The 15,843-nt window shown below is 62.5% G+C and carries 14 protein-coding genes; 12 read left to right on the top strand and 2 right to left on the bottom strand.

The annotated features are described in order from the left end of the window. The first annotated feature begins 40 nt into the window (after window positions 1-40). Genes P73_RS08375 through P73_RS08400 form a run of 6 tightly spaced genes read left to right on the top strand, consistent with a single transcriptional unit; the run spans window position 41 to window position 6,414 of the window. Window positions 41-1,642 (top strand): ABC transporter substrate-binding protein, encoded by a 1,602-nt coding sequence (locus P73_RS08375; RefSeq protein ID WP_052453119.1) that lies wholly within the window; start codon window positions 41-43, stop codon window positions 1,640-1,642. 2 nt (window positions 1,643-1,644) lie between these two features. Continuing rightward, window positions 1,645-2,685 (top strand): ABC transporter permease, encoded by a 1,041-nt coding sequence (locus P73_RS08380; RefSeq protein WP_245629251.1) that lies wholly within the window; start codon window positions 1,645-1,647, stop codon window positions 2,683-2,685. Beyond that, the gene (locus tag P73_RS08385) at window positions 2,682-3,587 is read left to right on the top strand and encodes an ABC transporter permease (protein WP_043869262.1); all 906 of its coding nucleotides are present in this window, start codon (window positions 2,682-2,684) and stop codon (window positions 3,585-3,587) included. The genes P73_RS08380 and P73_RS08385 overlap by 4 nt, the downstream gene beginning before the upstream one ends. Next, window positions 3,574-4,437: an ABC transporter ATP-binding protein gene (locus tag P73_RS08390; RefSeq protein ID WP_052453120.1), complete on the top strand. Its 864-nt coding sequence runs from the start codon at window positions 3,574-3,576 to the stop codon at window positions 4,435-4,437. Before P73_RS08385 ends, P73_RS08390 begins: the two co-directional genes overlap by 14 nt. After that, the gene (locus P73_RS08395) at window positions 4,434-5,177 is read left to right on the top strand and encodes an ABC transporter ATP-binding protein (protein WP_043869264.1); all 744 of its coding nucleotides are present in this window, start codon (window positions 4,434-4,436) and stop codon (window positions 5,175-5,177) included. The genes P73_RS08390 and P73_RS08395 overlap by 4 nt, the downstream gene beginning before the upstream one ends. 31 nt (window positions 5,178-5,208) lie before the next feature. Next, window positions 5,209-6,414 carry an AGE family epimerase/isomerase gene (locus P73_RS08400; RefSeq protein ID WP_245629252.1) on the top strand — a complete coding sequence of 402 codons (1,206 nt, stop codon included), beginning with the start codon at window positions 5,209-5,211 and terminating at the stop codon, window positions 6,412-6,414. A gap of 46 nt (window positions 6,415-6,460) precedes the next feature. Here P73_RS08400 and rhaI read toward each other — a convergent pair whose 3' ends face one another. After that, complete coding sequence (gene rhaI, locus P73_RS08405) at window positions 6,461-7,735, bottom strand: L-rhamnose catabolism isomerase (RefSeq protein WP_043869265.1); 1,275 nt, start codon at window positions 7,733-7,735, stop codon at window positions 6,461-6,463. A 61-nt stretch (window positions 7,736-7,796) separates the two neighbouring features. Further along, window positions 7,797-9,893 (bottom strand): bifunctional rhamnulose-1-phosphate aldolase/short-chain dehydrogenase, encoded by a 2,097-nt coding sequence (locus tag P73_RS08410; protein ID WP_043869266.1) that lies wholly within the window; start codon window positions 9,891-9,893, stop codon window positions 7,797-7,799. 192 nt (window positions 9,894-10,085) lie between these two features. Here P73_RS08410 and P73_RS08415 point away from each other — a divergent pair, with 192 nt between their 5' ends. The 6 genes from P73_RS08415 (at window position 10,086) to P73_RS08440 (ending at window position 15,837) form a co-directional block, all read left to right on the top strand. Then, window positions 10,086-10,889 carry a DeoR/GlpR family DNA-binding transcription regulator gene (locus P73_RS08415; protein WP_043869267.1) on the top strand — a complete coding sequence of 268 codons (804 nt, stop codon included), beginning with the start codon at window positions 10,086-10,088 and terminating at the stop codon, window positions 10,887-10,889. Window positions 10,890-10,937: 48 nt separating this feature from the next. Then, window positions 10,938-11,927: a rhamnose ABC transporter substrate-binding protein gene (gene rhaS, locus P73_RS08420; RefSeq protein ID WP_043869268.1), complete on the top strand. Its 990-nt coding sequence runs from the start codon at window positions 10,938-10,940 to the stop codon at window positions 11,925-11,927. Window positions 11,928-12,012: 85 nt separating this feature from the next. Further along, window positions 12,013-13,545, top strand: a complete 1,533-nt coding sequence (locus tag P73_RS08425) for a sugar ABC transporter ATP-binding protein (protein WP_217621810.1) — start codon at window positions 12,013-12,015, stop codon at window positions 13,543-13,545. After that, window positions 13,542-14,519: an ABC transporter permease gene (locus P73_RS08430; protein WP_043869269.1), complete on the top strand. Its 978-nt coding sequence runs from the start codon at window positions 13,542-13,544 to the stop codon at window positions 14,517-14,519. Before P73_RS08425 ends, P73_RS08430 begins: the two co-directional genes overlap by 4 nt. Continuing rightward, on the top strand, window positions 14,516-15,523 hold the full coding sequence (locus tag P73_RS08435) for an ABC transporter permease (protein WP_043869270.1): 1,008 nt from the start codon (window positions 14,516-14,518) through the stop codon (window positions 15,521-15,523). Before P73_RS08430 ends, P73_RS08435 begins: the two co-directional genes overlap by 4 nt. Then, a complete protein-coding gene (locus P73_RS08440) occupies window positions 15,523-15,837 on the top strand; it encodes an L-rhamnose mutarotase (RefSeq protein ID WP_043871519.1) in 315 nt (104 codons plus the stop codon). The genes P73_RS08435 and P73_RS08440 overlap by 1 nt, the downstream gene beginning before the upstream one ends. The last annotated feature ends 6 nt before the right edge of the window (window positions 15,838-15,843 follow it).

Consider the following 15,843-nt stretch of genomic DNA (forward strand, 5'->3'; position numbering starts at 1 on the left):
GGAGGTCCGGCCCACACCATATCACCCAAGGGAGGAAGACATGGATATCCGATTTCTCAAATCCGGCGTCGCATGCGGTGTGTTGGCTGCATCCTTTGCGTTCGGAGGGCTTGCGCCCGCGCTCGCAAAGACGCCGGAGGACACGCTCGTCTACGGCACGTCACTTGCGCAGGTGATCTCGCTGGACCCGCATCAGGGTCAGGAGGTCACCTCGCTAGAGATCATGGCGAATCTGTACGACCGGCTGGTGGCCTCGGATGCGGAAGGCAACCTGTCTCCGCAACTGGCGGAGAGTTGGGACATCGACGATGAGGGCATCACCTTTCATCTGCGGGATGCGACCTTCAACGATACTGGCAATCCCGTGACCGCCGAGGATGTCGTCTGGTCAATCCGCCGGGTGTTGAAGCTCAACCAGGCTCCGGCCGCGAAGCTCGGCTCGACGGGATATACTGCGGAGAACATCGACAGTCTCACGGAGGCGTTGGACGAGAAGACCTTCCGCATCAGCCTGACCGGGGACGTGGCCGCCGATTTCCTTCTCTATCGCCTGTCGGAGGTGGCCGCCTCGGTCGTCGAGAAGGCGGAAGTGATGTCGCATGACAGGGACGGGGACATGGGTAACGACTGGCTGCGCACGCATGCGGCAGGGTCCGGGCCGTTCGACCTGCAACGCTGGGCGCCCAACGATATCGTCATCATGAACGCGGACGAGGACAACTGGAGCGGCGCGCCGGTTCTGAGCCGTGTCGTCATGCGCCATGTCCCGGAAAGCCAGGCGGAGCGTCTGATGCTCGAACGCGGAGACATCGACATCGCGGGCGCGCTGTCGCCCATGGATATCGCGTATTTCCGGGACAGGGACGGGGTCGAGATCCGAGGGATTCCCACCGGCGGTTTCTATGCCCTGGCAATGAACGTGACCGAAGAACCCTACTCGAATCCGAAGGTGCGCGAGGCGATCTTCCATGCCATCGACTACGAGGGCATTGAGACGGCGATCATGGGGCCCTACGGCAAGAAGCGTCTTCTGCCCGTGCCGGAGAGCTACGCGGGCGCGCTGCCCGATCCGGACTGGACCTACGATCCGGACCTGGCGCGCGAGCTTCTGGCTGAGGCGGGCTATCCCGACGGGTTCGACACCAACATCAAGGTGATTTCCCAGACCCCGCGCGTCGAACTCGCGACCGCGGTGCAGGCGGGCCTCGCCGAGATCGGCATCACGGCTTCGATCACGCAAGGCAGCGGCGCGGACATCGTGCCCGATCACCGGTCGCGCAATTTCCAGCTTCTGATCCCGCAGACCGCCGCTTACATGCCGAACGCGATGGGGGCGATGGAGCAGTTTTCCAACAACCCGGACAACGCCCCGGAGGCCAACAACGCAGGCAACTTCGTCTGGCGGTCGGGCTGGGACATTCCCGAACTGACCGACCTGACGACCCGCACGTTGAAGGAAAACGATGCCGAAAAACGCATCGAGATGTATGGTGAGATGCAAGAGGCCTTCGTCGATGCGGTTCCCGCGATCCTTCCCATGTTCGAGCGTTTTCTGCCGTTGGCCATCTCCACGGATGTAAAGGGCTACGAAGGTCATCCACAACAGGTGACGCGTCTCGACAAAGTCTCTAAAGCGGAGTGAACATGACACGGTCGTTCATGAAAACCGTCGCGTCGATGCGGCTGGGACGCCGGATTTTCCAGCTCTTCCTCAGCCTTCTCGTGCTCATCGCGATCACCTTCGTGATCGGCCGTATTCTTCCAACGGATCCGGTCGGCACGCTCGTCGGCGAGTTGGCCGATCCCGCGGCCTATGCCGCGATGCGCGCCCGCCTTGGGCTCGACCAGCCGGTGCTGGTCCAGTTCGGGCATTACGTCTGGAACATGCTTCAGGGCGATCTGGGGGTGGCGGCGCTGACCGGCAATCCGGTGACGGAGGATCTCTGGCGGGCCTTCCCGGCCACGCTTGAGCTTGCGACACTGGCGATCGTGCTGTCGATGCTGGTCGGGGTGCCCCTGGGGCTCGCCGCGGCCCTGCGGCGCGACACCTGGGTCGATCAGACGATCCGGGTGATCTCGCTCGTCGGCCATTCCGTCCCGGTGTTCTGGCTCGGGATGATCGGGCTTCTTGTCTTTTACGCGCTCCTTCAGGTCGTGGGCGGCCCCGGCCGGGTCGATGTCTATTACGAGGGCATTGTGCCCAGCGTTACCGGCATGATCCTCATCGACAGCCTCCTGGCAGGGGAAGTTGCGATTTTCCAGAACGCGCTGACCCATATCATCCTGCCTGCCTCGATGCTCGCCTACGCGGCGATGGCCTATATCACCCGCATGACGCGCAGCTTCGCGCTTGAACAACTGTCACAGGACTATGTGATCGCCGCGCGGGCAAAGGGCGTCAGTCCCGCGCGCATCCTGAGCCGGCATATCCTTCCGAATATCGCGGTGCAGCTTATCACCGTCGCCGCGATTTCCTACGGCAGTCTTCTCGAAGGGGCGGTCGTGACCGAGGTCGTCTTTTCCTGGCCGGGCATCGGTCAATACATGACCAGTGCTTTGCTCATCGGTGACATCAACGCCGTCGTCGCCGCAACCATCATCATCGGCGTCGTTTTCATGGTCCTGAATTTCCTTTCGGACATCGCCTACACGCTGCTTGATCCCCGCACTAAGGAGGCAGGATGAACAACCTCTCCATGTCCCGTCAATCCACCGCCAGGGCGCCCCGCCCGAACATCGCACTGCGTGCGCTCCGCCATCCTTTCTGGGGGAACCTGTCGCGCGAACCGCTTGGCCTGACCGGCTTCATCCTGCTGGCTTTTCTCGTTCTGGTGGCGCTTTTCGCCCCCTTGCTCGCACCCTACTCACCGAACCGCCAGGTGCTCACGGATGCGCTCATGGCGCCTTCCGGGGCGCATTGGGCCGGCACGGATGAATTCGGCCGCGATATCCTGAGCCGTCTCATCTGGGGCACGCGCCTGACGTTGCGCACGGTGCTGTCGGTCTCGGCCATTGTCGGGCCCATCGGCCTGGTGATCGGAGTCGCGGCGGGATATTTCGGGGGATGGACGGATGCGATCCTCATGCGGATCACCGACATCGTGCTCTCCTTCCCCTCGCTCGTGCTGGCGCTGGCCTTTGCCGCGGCCATCGGGCCGGGGCTCAACACCGCGATCATCGCGATCTCCCTTACCTCCTGGCCGCCGATCGCCCGCCTTGCCCGCGCCGAGACGCTCGTCATCCGCAATTCGGACTATGTCTCCGCCGCACGCGTCTATGGGGCAAGCCATCTGCGCCTCATCGCGCTCTACGTGACGCCGATGTGCATCCCCTCGGTCGTGGTGCGCCTCACCCTCAACATGGCTGTCATCACCCTGACCGCCGCATCGTTGGGCTTTCTCGGCCTCGGCGCGCAACCGCCGGCGCCCGAATGGGGCGCGATGATCTCTGCGGGGCGGCGCTATATGATCGACTATTGGTGGGTTGCGGTGATGCCGGGCCTGGCAATCCTGCTGACGAGTCTTTCCTTCAATATCGTGGGGGATACCCTGCGCGACATTCTGGACCCTCGCCATGAACGTTCCTGAGCTCACAGCCTCCGCCACCCCGCCGACGCTCGACGTCGAGAACCTGTCGGTTACCTATGCGCGCAGCCGTATCAAGGCGGTGAACGGCGTCGACCTGCATCTTTCTTCCGGTCGGCTCGGGATCGTGGGCGAGAGCGGGTCGGGCAAGTCCACTGTCGGACGCGCGCTCATGCGCCTGCTGCCGCCATCGGCGAAGGCGGACGCTGAGCGCATGCGGTTCGAGGGCGAAGACCTGCTGAGCCTCGGGGAGCGTGGCTATCGCAAGCTGCGCGGCAAACGGATGTCGCTCATCATGCAGGACCCGCGCTATTCGCTCAATCCGGTGCGCTCCATCGGCGACCAGGTGGCGGAGGCGGCAGGGCTTCATCTCGGCTTGCGCGGCAAGGCGGCGCGGGAGGCCGCGGCAGCGATGCTTGAACGGGTGCGCATCCGTAACGTCCGCACGGTGATGGACCTCTATCCGCATCAGATTTCCGGCGGCATGGGGCAGCGGGTGATGATCGCGATGATGCTGATCGCGCGGCCGCGCCTCGTGATCGCGGACGAGCCCACCTCCGCACTCGACGTGAGTGTGCGCGCCGAGGTGCTCGAACTTCTCGACGAACTGGTGCGCGAACAGAATTCCTCGCTGATCCTCATCAGCCACGACATCCGCATGGTCGCCTCCTTCTGTGACGAGGTGGCGGTGATGTACAAGGGCCGTGTGGTGGAGACGATCCACGATCTTGCACAGGCCGAACATCCTTATACCCGCGGTCTGCTCTCCGCCTTGCCCGATCCGGCCAGGCCGGTGCGCCGTCTGGCCGTGCCGGACCGCAAGCGTCTTGACCAACTGGAGGCACAGTCATGAATGCGATCGAGGTCAGGGGACTCGACGTCGTCTATGGCGAGGGCGAGGACCGCAACCACGTCGTCCGCGCGCTTGACTTCGACGTGCGGCGCGGTGAGACGCTGGGTATCGTGGGCGAAAGCGGCTGCGGGAAATCGACGGTGTTGCGCTGTCTGATCGGTCTGGAGCGCGGCTGGACGGGTGAAATCCGCGTCGAGGGCTCGCCGATGTCCCATCGTCGGACGCGGGAGGAGCTCCGCAAGGTGCAACTCGTGTTCCAGGACCCGTTCGCGTCTCTTCACCCGCGTCACCGCATCGGGCGCGCGGTCTCCGAACCGCTCAGATGCATGGGAGTGCCGGTCGGCGAGGGTCTCGTGGGCGAGGCGCTCGAACAGGTCGGGCTTCCCGCCGACTTTGCCGATCGTTTCCCGCACGAGCTGTCCGGCGGTCAGCGCCAGCGCGTCGCCATCGCCCGTGCGCTCGTGCTCGAACCGCCGATCCTGCTGCTCGACGAACCGACCTCGGCGCTCGATGTGAGTGTGCAGGCGGAGGTGCTCAACCTCCTGTCCGACAAGAAGGAGAGCGAAGACCTGACCTATGTGATGGTCAGCCACGACCTGTCCGTGATCGCCCATATGTGCGACCGTATCCTCGTGATGAAAGAAGGCAAGTTCGTGGATGAATTCGCGCCCGAGGCCATCGCCGCGCGCAAGGCGAGCGATCCCTATGCCCAGCATCTCATAGATGCGAGCTTTGTCTGATTGGAGCGGGATGTACGCTGGAAACAAAACCTTGTCCGAGGCCCACACGCCGGAGTTCGTCGCTCGTCTCCGACGGGATGCGACGGCGCAGCTTGCCTTTTTCCGCAACAGCCTGCGTCCCGATGGCCAACTTGCTGCTTTGACGCGAGACGGGGCGCCGGTGGACGGGCCGCAGGAGCTTATCACCACGGCGCGGCTCGTGCATTCCTACGCCCTCGGCCATCTCGCGGGTGCGGCAGACTGTTGGCCGATGATCGAGGCGGGCATGCAGGCGCTCTGGCACGGTCATCGGGATGCGGAGCATGGCGGATACCTCTGGTCCTTCGACGCGAACGGGCCTGTGCTGTCCGATAAGCTGGCTTACGGGCACATGTTCGTCCTCTTGGCCGCGGCGAGCGCGGAGGCCGCCGGCCATCCCGACGCGCTGCGCCTGCGCGAGGATGTAACCAAGGTCATCACGCGCCATTTCTGGGATGAGGACGCGGGGCTGATGCGCGACGAGTTCCGGCGCGACTGGACCGTCTTCTCCGACTATCGCGGCATGAACGCGAACATGCACGGCGTCGAGGCGCATCTGAGCGCCTTCGAGGTCACGGGCGCCCCTCTCTACCTTGAGCGGGCAGGGCGAATTCTGTCCTTTTTCGTGGATGAGATCGGCGCTGCGAACGACTGGCGGCTGCCGGAGCATTACCACGCGGACTGGTCGGTGGACCGGGGTTACGCGGGCAATCCGATGTTCCGGCCCGCGGGCACGACGCCGGGGCACTCCTTCGAGCTTGGCCGGTTGCTGATCCAGCACTGGGATCTGGCCGGCCGCCCGGAAGGTCATGCGCTACGCAACGCGCGGGCTCTGATCGAAACCGGTCTCGGGGACGCCTGGCTTCCGTCGGGCGGCTTTGCCTATACGTTGAACTTCGACGGGTCGGTGAGGGTCGCGGATCGCTACTGGTGGCCGGTGACGGAGGCGATCGGCGCCGTCGCAACCCTCTTGAAGCTCGGCGGCACGCAAGGGGATCTGCACTGGTATCGCCGCCTCTGGGACACTGCGTTCGATCTCTTCGTGGACGAAGAAGACGGCGGCTGGGTGCCCGAAGTCGATGAGAATGGCCGACAGAGAGAGCGTCAGTTCATCGGAAAACCCGACATTTACCATTCTCTCCAGGCCATTCTCTATGGGCTTCACGACGGTGTGTCGCACCATTATCGCGGTGTTTCCGGCCGACTTGTAGAGAGCTGAGATGTCCATTGCGGAGGACAACCGCAATGGACAGTGATGCGACCGCTCAGACGATCCCGCCGCCTGCACCCGAAACTTCGGGACGCTCGGAGGCGACCCTGGCGCGATAGCCGGAGGCGCGGTAGGTCAGGACCGGGTTGATCGCGGCGCCCGCCTCGAACCGTGCCATTTGCAGGATCGGCTCGACGTCGGTGCGGAAGGCGGCGCGCAACGTGGCGGAGGCCATCAGTGCGTCATTTTCGTCCTGATATCCCGCAAGCGTTTCCCGGTCCACGAGGCTCGCCTGAACATAGGCGCGCTGGATTTCCATCGCCGAAATCATCAGGCTTTCGATCGGATCGGTCACGTTGTGCGACTGGTCGATCATATGCGACAGCTCCAGCCCCGGCGTCCCTTCGGCGTCGACCAGCTCGTTCCAGACCAGGAAGAGGCGATAGGGTTCGATCGTGCCGCTGTCGAGATCGTCATCCCCGTATTTGCTGTCATTGAAGTGGAAGCCGCCGAGCTTGCCCGCGTGAATGAGGCGCGAGACGATCATCTCGATGTTCACGTTGGGCGCATGATGCCCGAGGTCGACGAGGCATTTCGCCTTGTCGCCCAGTTCCTGCGCGGTCAGAAGCGAGCTGCCCCAATCCTGCACGACGGTGGAATAGAAGGCGGGTTCATACATCTTGTGTTCGGAGAACAGGCGCCAATCGTCGGGAAGGCCCTTGTAGATCTCCTTCATCGAGGACAGGTAGCGTTCGAACTGGCGGCCCATATGGGTCTGACCCGGAAAGTTCGCACCATCCCCGATCCAGACCGTCAGCGCCCTGGACCCGAGCTTTGTGCCGATCTCGATACATTCGAGATTGTGCTCGACGGCCTGCGCGCGCGTTGCCGCGTCCGTATGCGACAGCGACCCGAACTTGAAGGACAGCGGCATCTCCGCATGGTCCTGAAACGTGTTCGAATTCATCGCATCGAAGCGCAGCCCCTGCTCCTCGGCCTTGGCCAGGAGATCCTCCGGTGCCGCCTTGTCCCAGGGGATATGGAGCGAGACGGAACCGGCCGCGTCCGTGAGCCTGTGGATCACGCCGCAGTCGTCGAGCCTGTCGAAGATCGTGGCCGGCTCACCCTTGCCGGGAAAGCGGGCAAAACGGGTGCCGCCCGTCCCTGTGCCCCAGGATGGCACTGCGACCGAAAAGCCCCTGGCGCGTTCCTTCATCGCGTCGATATCCACCCCGGAGCGGGACAGTTTCTCGCCCAGTGCGTCGTAATCGCGCCTGAGGTCCGCCTCGCGCGTTGCGTTCTGCGCCTCGATAATGGTGGTGTCGATCATCTTGTCCTCCCATGAACGTCGCGCGCGCCCCGTGAGGCGCGCGGTATTGCTTGAAATGGGCTCAGCGGGTAAATGCCTGCACGTTCCCGGCGTCCACGTTCACGATGTTGCCCGTGGATTTGGCGGATTGTTCGGAGGCAAAGAAATAGGCTGCTTCCGCGATGTCTTCGGGCAACACGGAGCGTTTGAGCATCGAGCGCTGGCGATACATCTCCTCCAGCCCGTTCTTGTCGGTTCCGTAGGTGCCGGCCCGTTGTTCGAGCCATTCGCCTTCCCAGATTTTCGAGCCGCGGAGCACCGCATCGGGGTTCACCACGTTGACGCGGATGCCTGCCTCGGCCCCTTCGAGTGCCAGACAGCGCGCGAGGTGAATCTCGGATGCCTTCGCCGTGCAATAGGCCGAGGCGTTGGGCGAGGCCGCGAGGCCGTTCTTCGAGGCGACGAAGACCACGGAGCCGCCGATACCCTGCCGGCGCATCACTTTGAACGCCTCGCGGGAGACAAGGAAATAGCCGGTGGACAGAATGTCCATGTTCCTGTTCCAGAGCGCAAGGGAGGTCTCTTCGACTGGGGCGGAAGAGGCGATGCCGGCGTTGGAAACGAGAATGTCCACACCGCCGAATTCAACGGAGACATCCGCATAGGCGGCTTCGACCGCGGCTTCGTCGGTCACGTTCATCTCGACGGCCCGCACCACATCCGCTCCGAATTGCGCGGCAAAGCCATCCCGCACTTCGGCGAGCGCCTCCATGTCGATGTCGGCGAGCATGACACAGGCGCCTTCCGTGAGATAGCGTGCGGCCGTTGCCGCCCCGATGCCGCCCGCGCCGCCAGTGATGAGCGCCACACGACCGGCCAGGCTCTTGGGTTTGGGCATGCGTTGCAGCTTTGCCTCTTCGAGGAGCCAATATTCGATGTCGAAGGCTTCCTGTTCCGGCAGGCCGCGATATTCGGACACCGCAGAGGAACCGCGCATCACGTTGATCGCATTCACGTAGAACTCGCCGGAAATCCGTGCGGTGGCGCGATCCTTGGCAAAGGTGATCATGCCGACGCCGGGGATCAGGTAGACGACCGCATTCGGATCGCGCAGGGCAGGCGAATTATCGTGTTTGCAGCGCTCGTAATAGGCTGCGTAGTCGTCGCGGTAGGCCGCAATTTGCGCGTCGAGACCGTCGAGCACCTCGTCGATATTGTTCTTCGCGGGATCGAAGTCGATCACCAGCGGCCGGATCTTCGTGCGCAGGAAATGATCGGGGCAGGAGGTGCCCAGAGCGGCCAGATCACGCATGTTCTTCGCGTTGACAAATTCGAGCACCGTTTCGCTGTCCTCGAAATTACCGACCATATGCTGGGCGCCCGAAACATAACCACGGATCACGGGCATCAGTTTCGCGGCCACCTCACGACGGGTCTCGGGGGCGAGGCTTTCGTGTATTGCACCACCAAAGGCCGGGATGTCCGCCGTCTTTTCCTCGAAATAGGCGATGGCCTTGTTGATGATCTCCAGCGTCAGCTCGTAGCAGGCCTTCGCATCGTCATCCCAGGTGAACAGCCCGTGGCTCTCGAGTACGACGCCCTTCGCTTCGGGGTTCTTAAGGCAGAAATCCTCAAGCCACAGGCCCAGCTCGTAGCCCGGTTTCTTCCACGGAAGCCAGCCGATCTCCTCGCCGAAAATCTCCTGCGTGAGTGCCTTGGAATCCTTCGAGGCGGCAATGGCGATGATTGCATCCGGGTGCATGTGATCGACGTGCCTTTTCGGCACATAGGCGTGCAGGGGCGTGTCGATGGAGGCCGCGCGCGGGTTCAGGTTGAACGTGCAATGAGGCAGGTAGCCGACCATCTCGTCCTCGAACGCGACGCCGCGATATTTGCCCTTGAGAGCGCGTAGCTTGTCCATGTAGAGCGTTGCGAACCCGTCCATCCTGATGGAGCCGACGTCGCCGCCGGAGCCTTTGACCCAGAGAACTTCGGTCTCTTCACCGGTCAACGGGTCGATTTCCGTGACTTTCGCAGAGGTGTTGCCGCCGCCGTAATTGGTCACGCGCTTGTCCGAGCCGAGAAGGTTGGAGCGGTACAGAAGTTTCTCCGGTTCGCTCATCGTTTCCGCTTTGGCGTCATCCCAGAGCGATGCAAGCCGCGAGGTTGCGGATGTCATGGTGATCTCCTCCCGATCCTCAGATAATGGGTAGTTTCGTATTGCCTGTTAACACTGTGCAGCGCGCGCGCTGTTGTCAATCATAAATGATCATTGTCGATCATAATGCAGGTGCAGAATGATTTTTATGACATAATATGATTGACAATGATCGTTTCCCTGCGGCACTCTTGAATTCAGAGGAGGACACCCATGCATGAAAAGGAACGCCACGAGATTATCCTGTCTGCCGTTCAGGACCGGCCGGTTGTGACGGTGGTGGAGCTTTGTGGCCTCACGGGCGCGTCGGAGGCGACCATCCGCCGGGATATCGCGGCATTGCATGTCGCCAAGCGCCTGCGCCGGGTGCGGGGCGGGGCGGAAGCTCTGGCGCCGAACCCGTTTCCCGGACTGGCGGGGCGGACCTTCGCGGTGAACGAAACAATCAACATCAAGCAAAAGCAGGCAATTGCCCGCGCGGCGGTGGACCTGTGCGCGGATGGGGATCCGATCATCATCAATGGCGGTACGACGACGTTCCAGATGGTACATCCGCTGGCGACACGCCGCTGCCAGGTGTTCACAAACTCCTTTCCTATCGCGGAACATCTTCTGAAAAATTCGAAGAATTCAGTGCTTATCTCGGGGGGCGTGATCTACCGTGAGCAGAACATCGTGCTGTCTCCCTTCGACAATGACGTGACGCGGAATTTCTATGCGCGGCGCATGTTCATGGGCGCGCAAGGAGTTGCGCCTCTTGGCGTGATGGAGGCGGACCCGCTCCTCATCCAGGCCGAACACAAGCTGATCGGGCAGGCGGATGAAATCGTGCTGCTGGTGGATTCGACGAAATTCGAAAGCCGTTCGAGCCTCGTGCTCTGCCCTCTCTCGGAAATCGACGTGCTGATCACCGATGACGGGATCAGCGATCGCGCCGCCGCCATGATCGAAGCGGCGGATATCAGACTCATCGTGGCCCCCGCAGGGGGCGCGAGGGAGGAGGAGGCGGCGTCCTGACGCAATCGGCGGGCGCTGCGCAACATGGAGATTCAGGGAGGACTCCACATGAAACTGACCAGACTTCTGACTTCCGTGGCTGTCGCGACCGGGCTGTTTGCCGGGTCTGCATCCGCGGAAGACATGCGTATCGCCCTTGTGGCGAAAGCCCTCGGCATCGGCTTTTTCGAAGCTGCGGCCAAAGGGGCCGAAGAGGCGGCCAGCGAGCTGGGCGATGTCGAGATCATCTATACCGGTCCGACGGATACCACCGCCGAAGGCCAGATCGAGGTGATCAATTCGCTGATCGCGCAGAATGTGGACGCCATCGCCGTGTCCGCCAATGACACCGATGCCCTCGTGCCGACTCTGAAGAAGGCGATGCAGCGCGGCATCACCGTGATTTCCTGGGATTCCGGTGTGGCCGAAGAGGGCCGTCAGATGCACCTCAACCCGTCCTCGAACCCGCTGATCGGCAACATGATCATCAAGCTGGCGGCCGATCACCTGCCGGACGGCGGCGAGGTCGCCGTTCTGTCAGCCACCACCACCTCGACCAACCAGAACATCTGGATCGAGGAGATGAACAAGGCGATGGAAAACTATCCGGGTATCGAGGTGGTGGCGACCGTCTATGGCGACGACCTTGCCGACAAATCCTATCGTGAGGCCACCGGCCTGATGCAGTCCTACCCCGATCTCGACGCGATCATCGCGCCGACGTCGGTGGGGATCGTGGCCGCCGCGCAGGCCGTCGTGGATGCCGGAAAGGTGGGCGAGGTCAATGTCACCGGTCTCGGTCTGCCCTCGGAGATGGCGGGCGCGATCGAGAGCGGAGCGTCCCAGTCCTTCGCCATCTGGAACCCGATCGACCTCGGTTATTCGGCGACCATGATCGCCTACCATCTTGCTAAGGGCGACGCGACCGCCGAGCCCGGCGCGAGCATTCCGATGGGGCGCATGGGCGAGGTCACGCTCGATGACACGACCTCCGGGGCGATGGCCGATCCTTTCGTCTATGACGCGGCCAACATCGCGGATTTCAAGGACATCTTCTAACTCCGGAGATGTCCCAGAGGGGGGCGGCGCCTTTGGGCCATTGGCGCCGCCTCACCTGATTGCAGATATATTGTATCAACGGGCTATGATCATGGGCTCAGACCAGACCAATGCCGTGCCGGTTCTCGCGCTCGACGGCATCACCAAGACCTTTCCGGGGGTGAAGGCGCTCGACGGCGTCGATCTCGAGCTTTTCGCGGGCCGTGTGACCGCGCTGATCGGGGAAAACGGCGCGGGCAAATCCACGGTCGTCAAGATGCTGACCGGCATCTACCAGCCGGACGGCGGGCGGATCCTCATGGACGGACAGGAAGTGAGTTTTGCGACGGCGCAGGCGGCGTCCGCGGCCGGTGTCACGGCGATCCATCAGGAAACCGTGCTCTTCGACGAGCTCTCCGTTGCGGAGAACATCTTTATCGGCCATGCGCCGAAAGGGAAATTCGGTCTCATCGATCGCAAGGCCATGCATGTCGGCGCGCAGCGTATTCTCGATGAAATCGGTGCCAGGATCGATGCGGAGGTGCGCCTCAAGGATCTCGGTATCGCCTCGCGCCACCTTGTCGCCATCGCCCGCGCATTGTCGGTCGAGGCTCGGGTCGTTGTCATGGACGAGCCTACCGCCGCGCTCAGCCGCAAGGAGATCGAGGAACTCTACGCGCTCGTCGAGCAGTTGAAGGCGCAAGGCAAGGCCATCCTGTTCATTTCCCACAAATTCGACGAAATCTTCCGGATCGCCGATCGCTATACGGTTTTTCGCGATGGCCAGTTCATCGGAGCGGGCGAGATGTCGGAGATGGTCGAGTCTGAACTCGTGAAGATGATGGTCGGGCGATCTGTCGACCAGATCTATCCCAAACGCGCCGCCGAGATCGGCGAGGTCGTTCTCACCGTCGCAGGTTACAGTCATCCGACCGAATTCGAAGACATCGGGTTTACGCTGCGACGGGGCGAGATCCTGGGCTTTTACGGCCTCGTCGGGGCGGGGCGATCCGAATTCATGCAAAGCCTGATCGGTGTGACCCGCCCGTCCAAAGGGGCCGTCCGGATCGAGGACAAGGTGCGGGTGATCCGGTCTCCTGCCAATGCAATCGCCGCCGGGATCGTCTACGTGCCTGAGGACCGGGGCAAACAGGGCGCGATCCTCGACATGCCGATCTTCCAGAATGTGACATTGCCCTCACTGTCGCGCCTCTCGAGGAACGGCTTCACCCGGATGGCAGAGGAATTTGCCCTTGCGCGGCGCTACACGGAGCGCCTCGATCTGCGTGCGGCGTCGCTCGATACACCCGTCGGCAGCCTCTCCGGCGGCAATCAGCAGAAGGTGGTGATCGCCAAATGGCTCGCGACGCAACCCAAGGTCATCATCCTCGACGAGCCCACGAAAGGCATTGACATCGGGTCCAAGGCCGCCGTGCATGATTTTATGTCCGAACTGGCCGCCGAAGGACTTTCCGTGATCATGGTCAGTTCCGAAATCCCGGAGATCCTCGGGATGTCTGACCGGATCATCGTGATGCGCGAAGGGCGGATCGTGGCGGAGCTGGAAGGCGACGACATGACCCCGGAAACCCTCGTCCGTCATGCGGCGGGCATTTCACCAAAGGGAGAAGCCGCATGAGCCTCCTGAAATCCCGCGAGGCGATCCTCGTGGCCGCGATCCTCCTGTTGCTCGCCGGCGTGGCGAGCCGTTTTCCCGGATTCATCACTCCGCGCAACCTCGTCGCCGTCTTCACCGATACCGCGCCGCTTGTCATTCTGGCCCTGGGCCAGATGGTCGTTATCCTCACCAGGTCCATCGACCTCTCTGTCGCCGCCAATCTCGCCCTGACGGGGATGGTCTGCGCACTGATCAACGTGTCCTTTCCCGGAGTGCCGGTGGCCGTCCTCATCGCGCTGGCGCTTGGGCTCGGGGCGCTGATGGGAGCGATCAACGGGTTCTTCGTCTGGAAACTTTCCATTCCGCCGATCGTCGTCACGCTGGGCACGATGACAATCTTCCGCGGTGTCATTTTTCTTCTGACCAATGGCAGCTGGGTCAATTCGCATCAGATGAGCATGGCTTTCAAGAGCTTTCCCCGCGAGGCGATCCTCGGACTCCCGGTGCTTGGCTGGGTGGCGGTGATCGTGACGCTCGGGCTCGGGCTCGTGATGAGCCGCACCACATTGGGGCGGGCTTTCTTTGCGGTGGGTGGCAATCCGCATGCGTCGGTCTACACCGGCATAAACGTGGGAAGGACGCAGTTCCTCGCCTTCGTGATTTCCGGCATGCTGGCCGGGCTGACAGGCTATCTCTGGGTCGCGCGCTATGCCGTAGCCTATGTCGACATCGCCGGAGGATTCGAACTCGATGTGGTCGCGGCCTGCGTCATTGGCGGCGTGTCCATCGCGGGGGGTGTGGCGACAGTGGCTGGTGCCGTCCTCGGCGCGCTGTTCCTGGGAATTATCAAGAACGCGCTTCCGGTGATCGACGTCTCGCCCTTCTGGCAACTGGCCATTTCCGGTGCCGCGATCATCATCGCGGTGACCTTCAATTCGCGTGCAGGCCGCTCGAAAGGCCGCGTCATCCTCAAATCCGCGGAGCATGCACAATGAGCCATATCGAATCCCGAACCGCGAACACGCCGCGTCTGATCCCCGATCGCCTTACGAGCCCGGCGACCCGGATCCTCAAAAGCTGGGAGAGCCTGCTCCTGCTCGTGGCGATCGGAATCTTCGTCCTCAATTCGTTTGCCTCTCCCTACTTCCTCAACGCATGGAATCTTTCAGACGCGACGTTCAATTTCACGGAAAAGGCGATGATCGCCTTCGCCATGACACTTCTCATCATCTCGGGAGAGATCGACCTCTCCGTGGCGTCCATCATCGCGCTGTCGTCCACCGCCATGGGGCTCGTGATGCAGGCAGGATTCGGCACGCCCGCCATCGTGGCGGCCGGGCTTCTGACCGGTCTGCTTTGCGGGGCGTTCAACGGCATTCTGGTCACACGCCTCGGCCTTCCGTCCATCGTCGTGACCATCGGGACGATGAGCCTGTTTCGCGGCATAAGCTACATCATCCTGGGCGATGGGGCCTTCCGCGGCTATCCCGCGGATTTCGCGTGGTTCGGGCAGGGCTACGCGTTCTGGGTGATCACGGTCGAGATGGTGTTCTTCGTCCTGCTTGCGGTGGTCTATGGCGTGCTGCTGCACAAGACGAACTTCGGGCGGACGGTCTATGCCATCGGCAACAATGCCACTGCCGCGACATTCTCGGGCGTTCGCGTCGAACGCGTGAAACTCATCCTGTTCCTTCTGACCGGGCTCATGTCGGGGCTGGCCTCGGTCTGCCTGACCTCGCGCCTCGGCTCGACGCGCCCGTCCATCGCATCCGGGATGGAACTCGAGATCGTGACCATGGTGGTGCTCGGCGGGGTCAATATCCTCGGCGGCTCCGGATCGCTCCCCGGCGTGGTGATCGCGGCCTTCGTCATGGGGCTTGTGACCTTCGGGCTGGGACTTCTGAACGTGCCGGGCATCGTCATGTCCATCGTCGTGGGCGCGCTTCTGATCGGGGTCATCGCCCTGCCGCGCATCTACAGGAACCTCCGGAGGAAATGATGGAGAAATATGCTTTCCGCATGGTGTTGAATGAAGGACAGCTCGGCGAATACCGCAAGCGTCACGAAGAGATCTGGCCGGAACTGGTCGAACTGCTGAAGGAGGCCGGGGTAGAGGACTATTCGATCCACTACGATCCGGAGACGCGACACCTCTTTGGCGTGCTCTGGCGGCGCGAGGATCACGCGATGGCGGCGCTGCCTGATCATCCGGTGATGAAACGCTGGTGGGCGCACATGGCGGACATCATGGAAACGCATCCCGACAATCGTCCCAGGGAGCAAGCGCTCGAAACCGTGTTTCATTTGCCATGAGCCGAC

This window comes from Celeribacter indicus, from assembly GCF_000819565.1.
GTDB classification, from domain to species: Bacteria; Pseudomonadota; Alphaproteobacteria; order Rhodobacterales; family Rhodobacteraceae; genus Celeribacter; species Celeribacter indicus.

Coding starts and splice junctions, on each gene's coding strand:
- P73_RS08425 (WP_217621810.1), top strand. CDS start 12,013: ATGATCATGGGCTCAGACCAGACCAATGCCGTGCCGGTTCTCGCGCTC.
- rhaI (WP_043869265.1), bottom strand. CDS start 7,735: ATGATCGACACCACCATTATCGAGGCGCAGAACGCAACGCGCGAGGCG.
- P73_RS08435 (WP_043869270.1), top strand. CDS start 14,516: ATGAGCCATATCGAATCCCGAACCGCGAACACGCCGCGTCTGATCCCC.
- P73_RS08380 (WP_245629251.1), top strand. CDS start 1,645: ATGACACGGTCGTTCATGAAAACCGTCGCGTCGATGCGGCTGGGACGC.
- P73_RS08415 (WP_043869267.1), top strand. CDS start 10,086: ATGCATGAAAAGGAACGCCACGAGATTATCCTGTCTGCCGTTCAGGAC.
- P73_RS08430 (WP_043869269.1), top strand. CDS start 13,542: ATGAGCCTCCTGAAATCCCGCGAGGCGATCCTCGTGGCCGCGATCCTC.
- P73_RS08440 (WP_043871519.1), top strand. CDS start 15,523: ATGGAGAAATATGCTTTCCGCATGGTGTTGAATGAAGGACAGCTCGGC.
- P73_RS08385 (WP_043869262.1), top strand. CDS start 2,682: ATGAACAACCTCTCCATGTCCCGTCAATCCACCGCCAGGGCGCCCCGC.
- P73_RS08410 (WP_043869266.1), bottom strand. CDS start 9,893: ATGACATCCGCAACCTCGCGGCTTGCATCGCTCTGGGATGACGCCAAA.
- rhaS (WP_043869268.1), top strand. CDS start 10,938: ATGAAACTGACCAGACTTCTGACTTCCGTGGCTGTCGCGACCGGGCTG.
- P73_RS08390 (WP_052453120.1), top strand. CDS start 3,574: ATGAACGTTCCTGAGCTCACAGCCTCCGCCACCCCGCCGACGCTCGAC.
- P73_RS08395 (WP_043869264.1), top strand. CDS start 4,434: ATGAATGCGATCGAGGTCAGGGGACTCGACGTCGTCTATGGCGAGGGC.
- P73_RS08375 (WP_052453119.1), top strand. CDS start 41: ATGGATATCCGATTTCTCAAATCCGGCGTCGCATGCGGTGTGTTGGCT.